Genomic DNA, 14162 nt, shown 5'->3' with positions numbered 1-14162 from the left:
ACACAGTCCTCCGAAAACGACACGGTCGCCGCAACCTCTCACATTCGTGAGTGTTGCGACGACCGCGCGAACCCGCCGGAGAAGAGGGGCAGTTTGTGCCTGCTCGCGAAAGCCTGCTCAGGCGGCGGCTGCGCGCTTGGCCCGACGGCGGCTACGCACGGTCGCGATGGCCGTCTTCAGACCGCGCTTGTTGCCGGTCGCCGGGTCGACGACGCCGAAGCTCTCGTCGAGCTCGACGAACATGCGCTCGCTCCGGGTCTCCGGGGCATCGTCGACGGTGTCGGTCAGGTACTTGTTCGGCACCGACAGCTTCGCGATGGTGCGCCACGTCTTGCCGTACTGCACCAGGAAGTTCCCGGTGGTGTACGGCAGGTCGTACTTCTCGCACAGCGCCCGAACACGGACCGCGATCTCGGCGTACCGATTGCTCGGCAGATCCGGGAACAGGTGATGCTCGATCTGGTAGCTCAGATTGCCGCTCATGAAGGCCAGCGCCGGACCCGAGTTGAAGTTGGCGCTGCCCAGCATCTGGCGCAGGTACCACTCACCCCTGGATTCGCCGACCATGTCGGTCTTGGTGAACTTCTCCGCGCCATCGGGGAAATGGCCGCAGAAGATCACCGCGTTGGCCCACACGTTGCGGATGAGGTTGGCCACGAAGTTGGCCTTCATCGTCGACTTGAACGTGGCACCCGGAGACAGGGCCGTGATCGCGGGGTACGCGACGTAGTCCTTGGTCAGCTGGTGCACAGCCTTGATGCCGAACTCTCGCACCCGGATCATGGTGGACTTGCGGTCGTCGCGGCCCTTGAAGATCTTGCCGAGCTCCAGGTGCTGCAGACCGACGCCCCACTCGAACAGCAGCGACAACACGGTGTTGAACCCGAGGTTGAAGAGATGGTGAGGCTTCCACTTGATGTCACGCGTGACGCGGATCAGGCCGTAGCCCACATCGTCGTCCATCCCCAGGATGTTCGTGTACTTGTGGTGCATGAAGTTGTGGGTGAACCGCCAGTGCTTGGAGACCCCGTTCATGTCCCACTCCCACGTCGAGGAGTGAATCTCGGGATCGTTCATCCAGTCCCACTGGCCGTGCATGACGTTGTGGCCGATCTCCATGTTCTCGATGATCTTGGCCACGCCCAGGGTGCTCGTCCCGGCCCACCAGTACGCCCGCTTCGAGCTGCGCAACAGCAGCAGACGGCCGGCCACTTCGAGTGCACGTTGTGCCGCGATGGTGCGGCGGATGTACCGCGCGTCGCGAACGCCGCGGGATTCTTCGATGTCCTGCCGGATCGCGTCCAGCTCGACGCCCAGAGCCTCGATATCAGCTTCGGTCAGGTGCGTGAATTCCGGTACGTCAGTGACTGCCATATCGACCTCCTTCCAATTACCTACGCTAGCGTAACCTACTCAACCGTAGGTTACTAGACAGCAAATTCTGAATTTCGCAGTTCTACCGTGTTGTTAAATATCCAACACACAGTCGCCGGCCGCAGCCGAAACGCATGTCTGCACCCGGCTTCCGGGTTCCCGTTCTTCCCCTGTCCGCAGATCCCGGGCGTGGCCCTCCAGCAAACCCACCACACAGGACTGGCAGATGCCCATCCGGCAGCCGAACGGCATCTGCACGCCGGCCTGTTCACCGGCTTCCATCAGCGACGTCGCCGCATCGGCGACGATGGTCTTGCCGCTGCGCTCGAACGTCACCGAACCGCCGGTGCCCTCGACCGCGGCCCGTGACGCCGCGAACCGCTCCAGGTGCAGCCGCACCCCGAGCCCGGCCGCGCCGTACTCACGCTCGGCGTCGTGGAGCATGGCCTCCGGGCCACACGCCCACGCCTCGCGCGTCCGCCAGTCGGCGACTTCCTCGTCCAGCTTGGACAGGTCCAAGCGCCCCTCGGTACGGGTGGCGCGCACTCGCAGCTGGTAACTGGGATGATCCTTGGCCAGCTGCGCCAATTCGTCGGCGAAGATGACGTCGGCCTCGGTCGGAGCCGAATGCAGGTGGACGATGTCGGTGATCTGGTCCCGGCGCGCCAGGGTGCGCAGCATGGACATCACCGGGGTGATGCCCGAGCCGGCGGTCAGGAACAGCACCTTGCCCGGCGCCGGATCCGGCATGACGAACTCGCCCTGCGGCGCCGCCAGCCGCACGATGGTGCCCGGTGCCACGCCACCGACCAGGTGGGTGGACAGGAACCCCTCGGGCATGGCCTTCACCGTGATGGTGATGGTGTGGTCGCCGCGCGACTCCACCGGACTCGAGGTCAGCGAGTACGAGCGCCACCGCCAGCGGCCGTCCACCAACAAGCCGATGCCGATGTACTGCCCCGGGTGGTAATCGAACGAGAAGCCCCAGCCCGGCTTGATGACGAGGGTCGCCGAATCCTCGGTCTCCCGACGGACTTCGACGACCTTGCCGCGCAGCTCCCGCGCCGACCACAGCGGATTGACCAGCTTGAGGTAGTCGTCCGGCAACAGCGGCGTCGTGATCCGGCCGACGAGCGTGCGCAAGGCATGCCAGCCCGGCCGCTCCTTGGCGCCGGCCACCGTGGGCCGCACCGTGTCGACCACATTGGCCGAAACTTTGATGGTGTTCTTGGCCACGTTCACTCCCGCTCAGGTTGGTCGTCCTAACCTACGGTACCGTAACCTACGCGCAAGTAGCTACCCGTGCCAGCCAGGCGCGAGGGCTACAGCAGCTCCAACAAAAACGGTAACTCCTGCGCGGCATACCACGCCAGGTCATGATCCTGGGCGTCTCCGACCGTGAGCTCGGCGTCCTCGTCGCCGAGGTCGGCGGCATCGACCGCCGCCACTGCAGCAAGCACCGCCGGCTCTGCCGTCGGGTTGTCGACGTACGCCGCGATCACGTCGGCCAGCGCCACCGGTGCGGCCAGCCGCACCACCGCGTCGTCCAGATCAGGGCGGAGGGTGACGCCGTCGACTCCCTCCACCTGGGCCACCAGCACCGCCCGCCGCGGCGGCAGCCCGGCTTCCTCGCCTACGCCCTCGCCCGCCAGCAGCCGCAGTGAGGCCAGCGCCGCCTCCTGGAGCGCGATCTCACCGAGCTCGTCCTCGTCGCCGTGCGCGTACGCCTCCCGAAGGGTCGGCGTCACCGCGAACGCGGTACCGCTGCGGGCCGGCATCGCCCCGTCGGCCACCAGTTGCGTGAGCATGGCCAGGGTCGCCGGAATGTAGACGCGCACCAGGGCACTCTAAAGGGATCTCTCGGGATCGCCCATCAGCTCGGCCACGTGATCTGGCACATAGGTGGTGAGCTCGCGCGACGGCCGGACGTAAGTCCCGCTCACCACCGGACGTTCGGGCAGCTCCACCTTCGAATGCTCGACCGGGGTGTACGGGATCGTGGACAGCAGATGCGAGATCATGTTGAGCCGCGCGTGCTTCTTGATATCGGATTCGACGACGAACCACGGGCTCTGCGGGGTGTCGCAGTGGACCATCATCTGATCCTTGGCCCGCGAGTAGTCCTCCCAGCGGTACACGGACTCCAGGTCCATCGGCGACAGCTTCCATTGCCGGACCGGGTCGTTGAGGCGGGACCGGAACCGCTTGAGTTGTTCGGTATCGGACACCGAGAACCAGTACTTGCGCAGGATGATGCCGTCGTCGATCAGCATCTGCTCGAAGATCGGGGTCTGCTGCAGGAACAGCTCGTGTTCCTGCGGGGTGCAGAAACCCATCACCGTCTCCACGCCGGCCCGGTTGTACCAGGACCGGTCGAACAGCACGATCTCGCCTTTGGCCGGCAGGTGCGCGACGTAGCGCTGGTAGTACCACTCGCCCTGCTCCCGGTCACTCGGCGCGGGTAGCGCCGCGACCCGCGCGATGCGCGGACTCAAGTATTCGGTGACGCGCTTGATGGTGCCGCCCTTACCCGCGGCATCGCGGCCCTCGAAGACGATCACGATGCGTGCGCCGGTGGCACGAACCCACTCCTGCAGTTTCACCAGCTCGGTCTGCAGCCGGAAAATCTCGGCGGCGTAGACGTCGTTCGGGATCTTGCGGGCCTTCTTGGACACCATCAGCGTGCCGCCTCTCTCAGCTCGTCGAGCGCCTCGCGCAGGAGGCTCGGGAATACGTCGACGTCGCTCATGGCCTCACGGTCGGCGTTGATGCCGTAGTAGAGACTCCCGTTGTACGACGTGATGCCGAGCGCCAGCACCTGGTTGTTCAACAGCGGCGGGACCGCGTAAGTGTCCAGCAGCTTGGTGCCCGCCACGTACATCTGCTTCTGGGCGCCCGGCACGTTGGTGATCAACAGGTTGAACTGGCGCGCCGGGAAACTCGTCGCGACCCGGGTGCCCATGGCGTGCAGCGTCGGTGGCGCGAAACCCGACAGCGTGACGATGGTGCGCGCGTCGACCGGAGTGGTCGTGGTGGCCTGGGTCTCGGTGGCGTGCGCGATCTGGGACAGCCGGACCAGCGCGTTGTTCTCGCCCACGGGCAGGTCCACCAGGAAGGGCGTCACCTCACTGATCGCCTGGCCCGGACCGGCGGTCTCCAGGTGGTCGGTTTCGGGGTACACCGACATGGGCGCCATGGCCCGGACGGTCATGCCCGTCGACACCGACTGGCCGCGCGACATCAGCCAGTTGCGCAGCGCACCGGTCACCACCGCCAGCACGACATCGTTGACGTCGCAGTCGAAGCGAGTCCGCAGCTGGCGGTACTCCTCGAGTTCGTGCTTGGCCACGGTGAAGCGCCGGTTGCGCGACACCGTGGCATTGAGCGGGCTGTTCGGGGCGGTACCGCGCACCATCGTGCGGGCCATGTCGATGACGCGCCGGCCGGCCTCGACGAACTGCTCGGTGCTCGAGATCATGTCCGCGGCCGCCGACTGGACGGCGGCCAACTGCGCCGTCGGCCGGGTGATCCACTCCCCGATGGCACCCAGCAGCAGGGAGACGTCGCTGGGCTCGCGACCCGGAATCCAGATGTCCTCTCCGAACTCGGGCGGCTTCTGGGTCCGGTCGGCGATGACGTGCCCGACCTCCAGCGCCGTCATGCCGTTGACGAGGGCTTGGTGCGTCTTGGTGTAGATGGCGAGGCGGTTGCCGGAGAGTCCCTCCACCAGGCACATCTCCCACAGCGGCCGGGTCTTGTCCAGGGGCCGTGACCCCAGTCGGGCCACCAGATCGTGAAGCTGGGCATCACTGCCCGGAGACGGCAGCGCCGAACGCCTGATGTGGTAGGTGATGTCGAAGTCGCGGTCGTCGACCCAGACCGGCCGGGCCAGGCCGAGCGTGACCTCGCGGACCTTCTGCCGGTAGCGCGGAATCTGCGGGAGTCTGGCCTCGACGGTCGCCAACAACGTCTCGTAGCTCAGGCCGGCCCGCGGCCGCCGCAGGATCGACAGCGTCCCGACATACATGGGTGTCGATGAGTCTTCCAGCCCGAAGAACGACGCGTCTGACGCCGACAACCGGGTCACCATGCAGCCCGCTCCTCCTTGTCACCGGCCAGGCACAAACTCCTGAACGACCCCGTCACGGTATCCCCGTGACCTGTGCCCCGCAGCACCGGATCGGCGAATTGGCGTCGAGCGCCAGGTGGAACCGGTGCGATGATTTAGCGGTCTGCAACTCTCCAGCAGATGCGTCACACCCCTGACCGACCGCTGGAGAGATCTCATGACCGCATCGACCCGCATCGACATCGAGCTGACGGCACCGATCGTCGACTACGAGCCGCCGCCGGACGCGACGGGAACGACGGTTCGTGCGATCAACCGGCTGCACGTGGTGTCCGATCCGGCCACCGAATCCGCTGTCGCATACCAGCTCGAGGCCGCGCCGCCCACGGCCGCGCTGGTGTTCGCCGATACCGCGCTGCGCCGGGTTCTGGAGGTCAGCGACCGGCGCCGTCCGACGGCGCAGCTGCGTCCACTGGTGACCGCAACACTGTTCGACGCCATGTCGTCCTGGCCCCGTCACCCCCGGAACGAGGGCGCGGCCGTACTGCGGCGGGTACGGCTCCGCACCGCCCGCGAACAGGACGGGCTGGCCACGGCCGTCGAGGTGTTCGCCACCTTCAGCCGCGGGCCACGACTGCACGCCGCCGCCGGCCGGATCGAAATCCTCGGCGGGCGTTGGCAATTCGTGGCCCTACAGCTGGGCTAGCGAGTGGTTAGCGCCGCTTCTGCTTGCGCGCGGCCTCACGACGTTCCCGGCGGGAACCCGGTCCGGCGGCGTGCCGGCCGCCTTCCCGACGAACCTCCGCAGAGCCGTCCTCGGCCGGACCGCTGTAGGTCATGGCCGGGGCCTTGTCCTCAATTCCCTTGGCGCGCAACGCTGCCGGTGCGGCCGGCTCGGCCGCGGCGTTCTGCTCGGCCTCGGCGGCGAACTGCGCCAGCCCCTGCGGTGCGGCGACCGGCGCCACCTGCGGCGCCTGCTGCGCCTCGACCTGCACGTTGAACAGGAAGCCGACCGACTCTTCCTTCAGCCCTTCGAGCATGCCCGTGAACATGTCGAAACCCTCGCGCTGGTACTCGACCAACGGGTCGCGCTGCGCCATGGCACGCAGGCCGATGCCCTCCTTGAGGTAGTCCATCTCGTAGAGGTGCTCACGCCACTTGCGGTCGATGACGTTGAGCAGCACGCTGCGCTCCAGCTGCCGCATGGCACCCGGGCCGGCGATGGCCTCCAGATCGGCTTCCCGCTTGGCGTAGGCCTTCTCGGCATCGGCGATCAGCGCGTTGCGCAGCTCCTCCTGCGTCAGCTCGCCCGGCTCGCCGACGGCGTCGGAGTCGACCAGGTCGTGGTAGTCCAGGCCCACCGGGTACAACGTCTTGAGCGCATCCCACAACTTCGCCAGGTCCCAGTCCTCGGCATAACCCTCGGAGGTGGCGCCGTCGACGTACGCGGTGACGACGTCGACCAGCATGTTGTGGGCTGTTTCCTGGACGTCCTCGCCCTCGAGGATCATCTTGCGCTCGCGGTAGATGACCTTGCGCTGCTGGTTCATCACCTCGTCGTACTTGAGGACGTTCTTGCGGACCTCGAAGTTCTGTCCTTCGACCTGGGTCTGCGCGCTCTTGATCGCGCGGGTCACCATCTTGGCCTCGATCGGCACGTCGTCCGGCAGGTTCAGCCGGGTCAGCAGCGCCTCGAGGGTGGCGCCGTTGAAGCGGCGCATCAGCTCGTCGGACAGTGACAGGAAGAACCGCGACTCACCGGGGTCGCCCTGACGGCCGGACCGGCCACGGAGCTGGTTGTCGATACGACGGGACTCGTGGCGTTCGGTGCCCAGCACGTAGAGGCCACCGACCTCGCGGACCTTCTTGGCCTCTTCCTCGACCAGCTGCTTGACCTTCGGCAGCTCCTGGTGCCAGGCCGCTTCGTACTCTTCGGGCGTCTCGACGGGGTCCAGACCGCGCTTACGCAGGCGGGCGTCGGCGATGAAGTCGACGTTGCCGCCCAACACGATGTCGGTACCGCGGCCGGCCATGTTGGTGGCGACGGTGACGGCCTTGAGCCGGCCCGCCTCGGCGATGATGCTCGCCTCCTGCTCGTGGTACTTGGCGTTGAGCACGTTGTGCGGGATGCGGCGCTTGGTGAACTGCTTGGACAGGTACTCCGAGCGCTCCACGCTGGTGGTACCGATCAGGACCGGCTGGCCCTTCTCGTAGCGCTCCTGCACGTCGTCGACGACGGCGATGTACTTGGCCTCTTCGGTCTTGTAGATGAGGTCGGACTGGTCCTGGCGGATCATGGGCCGGTTGGTGGGAATCTGTACCACGCCGAGCTTGTAGATCTCATGCAGCTCAGCGGCCTCGGTCTCCGCGGTACCCGTCATGCCGGAGAGCTTGTCGTACAGGCGGAAGTAGTTCTGCAGCGTGATGGTGGCCAGAGTCTGATTCTCGGCCTTGATCTCGACGTGCTCCTTGGCCTCGATGGCCTGGTGCATGCCCTCGTTGTAACGGCGGCCGACCAGCACGCGACCGGTGAACTCGTCGACGATGACGACCTCGCCGTCGCGGACGATGTAGTCCTTGTCCCGCTGGAACAGTTCCTTGGCCTTGATGGCGTTGTTCAGGTAGCTGACCAGCGGCGAGTTGGCGGCCTCGTAGAGGTTGTCGATGCCGAGCTGGTTCTCGACGAACTCCACGCCGGCTTCGTGCACACCGATGGTGCGCTTGCGGATGTCGACCTCGTAGTGGACGTCCTTCTCCATGAGCGGCGCGATGCGCGCGAACTCGGTGTACCAGTTCGACGCGCCGTCGGCGGGTCCGGAGATGATCAGCGGGGTACGGGCCTCGTCGATGAGGATCGAGTCGACCTCGTCGACGATGGCGAAGTTGTGTCCACGCTGGACCATGTCGTCGGTCGAGTGCGCCATGTTGTCGCGCAGGTAGTCGAAGCCGAACTCGTTGTTGGTGCCGTAGGTGATGTCGGCGTTGTACGCGGCGCGACGCTCCTCCGGCGTCAGCTGCGACAGGATCACCCCGACCTCCAGGCCGAGGAAGCGGTGCACGCGACCCATCCACTCGCTGTCGCGCTTGGCCAGGTAGTCGTTGACGGTGACGACGTGCACACCCTTGCCGGAGAGGGCGTTGAGGTAGGCCGGGAGCACACAGGTCAGGGTCTTGCCCTCACCGGTCTTCATCTCGGCGACGTTGCCGTAGTGCAGCGCCGCGCCGCCCATCACCTGGACATCGAAGTGACGCTGGTCCAGCACGCGCCACGCGGCCTCGCGGGCGACGGCAAAGGCCTCTGGCAGCAGGTCGTCGAGCGACTCGCCCTCGGCGATGCGCTTCTTGAACTCTTCGGTCTTGGCGCGCAGCTCGTCGTCCGTCAGTTTCTCGACGTCATCGGACAAGGTGTTGACATAGTCGGCGACCTTTTGCAGGCGCTTGACCATGCGGCCTTCACCGATGCGGAGCAACTTCGACAGCACGCTATTTCCCCTGTGGGTCTTGAGAACGGATACACGTCAGCTGGTTAGACGTGACCATCGTAGGTGACCGGGGGAATCGGCAGATAAAAGTGCGCCCCCGGCGGTTCGGCCGGGGGCGCATCGGTGGAAGGTCAGGACAGGCGGATCAACCCGTAGTCGTAGGCGTGTCTGCGGTACACCACCGTCGGCCGGTCGCTCTCCTTGTCATGGAAGAGGAAGAAGTCATGTCCGACCAGCTCCATCTCGTAGAGCGCGTCGTCGACCGTCATCGGGTTGGCCGGGTGCTCCTTGACGCGCACCACCTGGCCGGGAATGTGGTCGTCGAGCTCCGTGCCGGCCGATGAGCCTGATGCCGCGGGCAGGTCCTCAGGCGGGAGGATGGACGTCGCCTCGGCCAGACTCACCGGGGTCTTGTCGCCGTAGTGAATCTTGCGGCGGTCCTTGCTGCGCCGCAGCCGGTTCTCGAGTTTGCCGACGGCCGATTCGAGGGCCGCGTAGAAACTGTCCGCGCAGCCTTCGCCACGCACGACCGGCCCGCGACCGCGCGCCGTGATCTCGACATGCTGGCAGTTCTTGCGCTGGCGCCGATTCTTCTCGTGGTCGAGTTCGACGTCGAACAGGTAGATGGTGCGATCGAAACGCTCCAACCGGGAGAGCTTCTCGGAAACGTAGATGCGGAAGTGTTCGGGGACCTCGACGTTGCGGCCCTTGACGACGACGTCGGCGTGCGGCTCGGGCACAGGCTCGGTGTCGTCGGCAAACATGGTCGAGCGGGCGGAATCCACGGATTGGGTTGTCATGCTTAGCAACTCGCTTCTCTCTCGCAGTGCACGTGTGACTCTTCTTGCACACGGTCTGAACTACGCGCCGAGCGGGTCTGCAAGTCGCCGCAGCCCGGCGCAAGGTGTTGAGTACTCACCTCCTACCGCTGTCAGCGATTTGGTACCGAGTGAATATGCCGGTACCGCCGTGAGGCTTCACGGGTGGTTGCAGCCGACGGTAGTCCGAGTTCACCTAGTCGTGCCACTGATTTCGCATACCGGTTTTGAGAACTTCATATCGAGTTGATGTAGGTGGTCTCCCGGCCGTGTCCTACCGCCTCGAAGCTCAGGCGTGTGCTATTGCGAGCACCGCGGAAACCTGGGCTCCGGATGTTTGCAGGACCCGAATCGACTCGGCCGCAGTCGCGCCCGTCGTCACCACATCGTCGAACACCACGACCTCTCCGCGCACCGGTGCCCGCTGCCGGACCCGGCCGTTGATGTTGCGTTGTCGCTGCGCACTGGACAGGCCGACGGAGTCGCGAGTGAAGGCCCGCATCGCCAGCGCGGGCCGGACCGTCACTCCCGGCAGGGCCGCAGCCGCCGCGCGGGCGATCTTCGCCACGGGGTCACCGCCACGGCGCCGGGCGGCCAGGCTCCGGGTCGGCGCGGGCACCACCGTCAGCGGCGGCACGATCAGGCCCCAGGTGATCAAGGTGTGCAGTGCCGCGGCCACCGCACCGGCCAGCGGCGCCACGAGGTCCGTGCGCCCATGTTCTTTGAGCGCCACGACCGCGCGCCTTCTGGCCCCGGCGTAACGCCCGAGCGCGAAGACCGGCACCCCGGGATCCTCGCGCGGCGTGATCACGTGCGGCTCGTCGGGGCGGACGGTCAGTTCCGTCGCGCAGGCATGACACCAGCGGGTCGATGGCGCACCGCAGCCACCGCATTCGACGGGCAGGACGAGGTCGAGCATGACGTCAGCATGCCGCGGGGGTACGACAGCGCAGACTCAGCGGCCGATTCAGCCCGGCAGCACCGGCAGCGCGCCGGCGACCATGAGCGGCCGGATATCGGTCCACATCAGGTTGTTGTCCGCTGCCGAACCCGACAGCTGCAGGACGCCGCGCTGGTCGGCGAGGTACACGGTCGAGGTGTTGGCCGCCACCGTGGACACCGGGACCGCCAGATTCCGCGTGGGCCCGTCGGAGTTCACGCCGTCGAGGTTGACGTACGACACCGGATGCGCCCCGTCGGTACGCGTCACCACGATGTCGTCACCGGTGCGCCACGACAGCGCCAGCGCCGTGTTGCCCAGGCCGTACCCGAGCCGGCGCGGGTACGTCAGCGCGAGCTGACCGCCCGGACCCTGCTCGACGCTCGCCAGGATCACCTGGCCGTTGATCACCATCGCGGCCCTGGTGGCGTCGCGGGACAGCTGCAGCCCGCTGATCGGGCCGGGGAACTTGGTGGCCACGGCCGAGGAATCCACGGGGATACGCGCGGGCTGGCCCGACGCCGCTTCCTGGATGGCCCGGACGACGTTGGCGCCGTCGACCACGATCCAGATCGCGTCGTCGAGCGACCAGCTGGGTCGCGACAGGGTGTGCGCGTCGAGCGCCTGCGCGGCGTCACCGGTGACCGGGCCCACCCACAGCGACTGCGCCATGTCGGGGGCACCCGGACGCAACGTCACCACCGAGGCGACCTCCTGCCCGCTACGGGACAGCGCGGCCGAGGTCTGCCCGGGCAGTTGCCCGAAGGCCCCGGCGACCCGCGGTGCACCCTCGCCTTCCAGGGACACCAGCGAGCCACCCACCAGGGCATGCAGGCCCGCCGCAGCGCCCGGATCGGCACCCGGATCGGTCGCCGCGACGTCGGAGGTGTTCCAGCCTTCGGCGAACCGGTCGTCGAGGGCGGCACCGTCGGCGTTGATCACGTACGGACCGTTGACCCCGGCCCGGAACAGCGTCCAGATGATCTGCGCCGCAAGCAGTTGCCGGCTGTGCGGGTCGGTCGTCGACAAGCTCTCCAGCTCGATGCGGGCGCCGCCGTACCCCCGCCCGACGCCGGTCTTGCCGCCATCGGCGCGGGTCACCGGGCCGCGCAGCCGCAGCGGCGCGGCCATCAGATTCCGCACGCTGCCGGCCATCTCGGCCCGCGGCCCGGAAAGCAGCTTGGTGACGAGTTCGGTGGCCAGCTGGTCGGGATCGGACACCGCGACGTAGCGCGGGTCGGGCACGACGGTCTTGCCGGTCGGGTCGACGAAATAGAGCGTGTCCCGTTTGTAGGTGGACTGGAACTGCTGCCAGTCCAGGAACACCCCGTTGGGCAGCTTGTCGATACGCCACCCTCGCGGCGTCTTCACCAGGTCGATGGGACCCGGATCGGGCAGCGCGCCCTCCCCCGTCTCGAAGACGCCGACGTCCGACAGCGAGCCCAGGATGTCAGCGTGCATGGTCACCGAAACCTTGTCGGTGCCGCGGGTTTCCACGAACACGACGCGGTCGATCAGCAGCGCGCTACCGGCGTCGTCCCACGAGCGCGACGCTGATTCGGTCAGGAACTGGCGCGCGGCGAGGTGCCGGTTCGCGGGATCGGCGGTGGCCTTGAGGAATTCGCGCAGCAGCAGGTCGGGGTCCATGCCGGGAGACGGTGTCGGCAGGTTGCGCGGTGCCGGCCGGTCGACGGTGCCCACGGCTTGCGGTGCGGACGAGTTGGGGACGCCGGCGCATCCGGTCAGGACCATCAGCAGCACCGCACAGACCGCCAACGCCCCTTTCACGAGGACTCCCCGGCCGGCAGTTCACCGGACGAGAGGGCCGTAACCGATTTGGGCCCAGTGGGTTTGAGCGGCAACGGGCTGGTGGTCACCTTGTGGCCACGCACCAGCGGCAGCGTGAGCCGGAAGCAGGCGCCGTGACCCGGTTCGCCCCAGGCCTCCAGCCGGCCCTGGTGCAGGCGGGCGTCCTCGATGCTGATGGCCAGGCCGAGGCCGGTGCCGCCGGAGCGCCGCACCCGCGAGGGGTCGGACCGCCAGAACCGGCTGAACACCATTTTCTCCTCGCCGGGTCGCAGACCCACGCCGAAATCGCGGACCGTCACTGCCACGGTATCCACATCGGCGGCCATCTTGATCTGGACGGGTTTCTTCTCGGCGTGGTCGATCGCGTTGGCGATCAGGTTGCGCAGGATGCGCTCCACCCGGCGCGGATCCACCTCGGCGATGACGGCCTCGTCCGGAAGATGCACGGCGAGTTTGATGTTCGCGTCGTCGGCCAGGTGCCCGACGTTGTCCAGCGCGCTCTGCACGGTGTCGCGCAGGTCGACCGACTCCACCGACAGCTCGGCCACGCCTGCGTCGTGCCGGGAGATCTCCAGCAGGTCGGCCAGCAGCGTCTCGAAGCGGTCGAGTTCGTTGACCATCAACTCGGTCGAGCGGCGCAGCGCCGGGTCCAGTTCCTCACTGTGGTCGTAAATCAGGTCCGCGGCCATCCGCACCGTGGTGAGCGGCGTCCGCAGTTCGTGGCTGACGTCCGAGGTGAAGCGGCGCTGCAGGTTTCCGAACTCTTCGAGCTGGGTGATCTGTTTGTGCAGGCTTTCGGCCATGTCGTTGAACGACACCGCCAGGCGCGCCATGTCATCCTCGCCGCGTACGGGCATGCGCTCGGTGAGGTGGCCCTCGGCGAACCGCTCGGCGATGCGCGACGCCGAGCGCACCGGCAAGACGATCTGCCGGGCCACCAGCAGCGCGATGGCCGCGAGCAGACCCAGCAGCACGATGCCACCGGTGGCCATGGTGCCACGGACCAGCGCGATGGTGCTCTCTTCGTTGCTCAGCGGAAAGATCAGGTAGAGCTCGAGATTGGTGACCTGCGACGACGTCGGGCTGCCGACGATCAACGCCGGACCGGAGAAGCCGTCGGTGTGGACGGTGGCGTACTGGTAACTGACCTGGCCGGCCTTGACGAAGTCGCGCAGCGAGTTCGGGATCTCCCCCACCGGCCCGGCCGACGTGGCTGCGCGCGGACCGTCGCCGGGGACCACGAGCACGGCGTCGAACGCGCCGGCCAGGCGTGAGCCCGAATCGACCTTGCGGTCGATGAGGGTGTTGCGCGCCAACTGCAGGCTGCTGTTCAGCGAGCGCGTCTCCTCGCCACCGACGATGCCGCTCACGGTGGTGCGGGCGTGCTCGATCTCCTCGGTACCGGCGCGGACCTTGGCTTCCAGGATGCGGTCGGTGATCTGACTGGTCAGCACGAAACCCAGCACCAGGATGACGGCGAGCGACAACCCCAGCGTCAGGGACACCACACGCAGTTGCAGCGAGCGGCGCCAGGCGTAACCGACCACCCGGCCGACGGCACCCAACCCGCGCACGAAAGCGCCCGAGCCGAAACCGCCACGGATACGGCGTCGGGATCCCCAGATCACCGGCGCCCTGCGGTCACGGGCTCGGGCTCGACGAGCCGTCCG

At 67.2% G+C, this 14162-nt stretch carries 11 protein-coding genes; 1 reads left to right on the top strand and 10 read right to left on the bottom strand.

The features are described 5' to 3' along the window. Positions 1 to 117 precede the first annotated feature (117 nt). The 5 genes from AC3WTE_RS18040 to AC3WTE_RS18020 form a co-directional block, all read right to left on the bottom strand. The gene (locus AC3WTE_RS18040) at positions 118 to 1374 is read right to left on the bottom strand and encodes a fatty acid desaturase family protein (protein WP_492439564.1); all 1257 of its coding nucleotides are present in this window, start codon (positions 1372 to 1374) and stop codon (positions 118 to 120) included. Positions 1375 to 1467: 93 nt separating this feature from the next. Then, complete coding sequence (locus AC3WTE_RS18035; protein ID WP_459366257.1) at positions 1468 to 2610, bottom strand: ferredoxin reductase; 1143 nt, start codon at positions 2608 to 2610, stop codon at positions 1468 to 1470. An 86-nt stretch (positions 2611 to 2696) separates the two neighbouring features. Continuing rightward, on the bottom strand, positions 2697 to 3215 hold the full coding sequence (locus AC3WTE_RS18030; protein WP_492439599.1) for a DUF6912 family protein: 519 nt from the start codon (positions 3213 to 3215) through the stop codon (positions 2697 to 2699). Between the two features lie 6 nt (positions 3216 to 3221). Next, positions 3222 to 4052, bottom strand: a complete 831-nt coding sequence (gene ppk2, locus AC3WTE_RS18025; protein WP_492439562.1) for a polyphosphate kinase 2 — start codon at positions 4050 to 4052, stop codon at positions 3222 to 3224. Continuing rightward, positions 4052 to 5464: a WS/DGAT/MGAT family O-acyltransferase gene (locus AC3WTE_RS18020; protein ID WP_492439560.1), complete on the bottom strand. Its 1413-nt coding sequence runs from the start codon at positions 5462 to 5464 to the stop codon at positions 4052 to 4054. Before AC3WTE_RS18020 ends, ppk2 begins: the two co-directional genes overlap by 1 nt. A 196-nt stretch (positions 5465 to 5660) precedes the next feature. On the opposite strand from AC3WTE_RS18020, the gene AC3WTE_RS18015 reads away from it, so the two are divergent. Next, positions 5661 to 6149 (top strand): Rv3235 family protein, encoded by a 489-nt coding sequence (locus tag AC3WTE_RS18015; RefSeq protein ID WP_492439558.1) that lies wholly within the window; start codon positions 5661 to 5663, stop codon positions 6147 to 6149. A 7-nt stretch (positions 6150 to 6156) separates the two neighbouring features. Here AC3WTE_RS18015 and secA read toward each other — a convergent pair whose 3' ends face one another. The 5 genes from secA to mtrB form a co-directional block, all read right to left on the bottom strand. Continuing rightward, on the bottom strand, positions 6157 to 8925 hold the full coding sequence (secA, locus tag AC3WTE_RS18010) for a preprotein translocase subunit SecA (protein ID WP_492439556.1): 2769 nt from the start codon (positions 8923 to 8925) through the stop codon (positions 6157 to 6159). Positions 8926 to 9056: 131 nt separating this feature from the next. Continuing rightward, positions 9057 to 9689: a ribosome hibernation-promoting factor, HPF/YfiA family gene (hpf, locus tag AC3WTE_RS18005; RefSeq protein WP_492439597.1), complete on the bottom strand. Its 633-nt coding sequence runs from the start codon at positions 9687 to 9689 to the stop codon at positions 9057 to 9059. 343 nt (positions 9690 to 10032) lie between these two features. Beyond that, entirely contained in the window at positions 10033 to 10662 is a 630-nt protein-coding gene (locus tag AC3WTE_RS18000; protein ID WP_492439554.1) for a ComF family protein, read from the bottom strand. 48 nt (positions 10663 to 10710) lie between these two features. Further along, a complete protein-coding gene (gene lpqB, locus AC3WTE_RS17995) occupies positions 10711 to 12459 on the bottom strand; it encodes an MtrAB system accessory lipoprotein LpqB (protein ID WP_492439595.1) in 1749 nt (582 codons plus the stop codon). Positions 12460 to 12467: 8 nt separating this feature from the next. Then, positions 12468 to 14120 (bottom strand): MtrAB system histidine kinase MtrB, encoded by a 1653-nt coding sequence (mtrB, locus tag AC3WTE_RS17990; protein WP_459366266.1) that lies wholly within the window; start codon positions 14118 to 14120, stop codon positions 12468 to 12470. Between the last annotated feature and the right edge of the window lie 42 nt (positions 14121 to 14162).

It is taken from the genome of Mycobacterium sp. FW102-FHT13B02 (assembly GCF_058790275.1).
The sequence above is the reverse complement of the archived record's forward strand: the minus strand, read 5'-3'. Positions and strand labels throughout refer to the sequence as shown.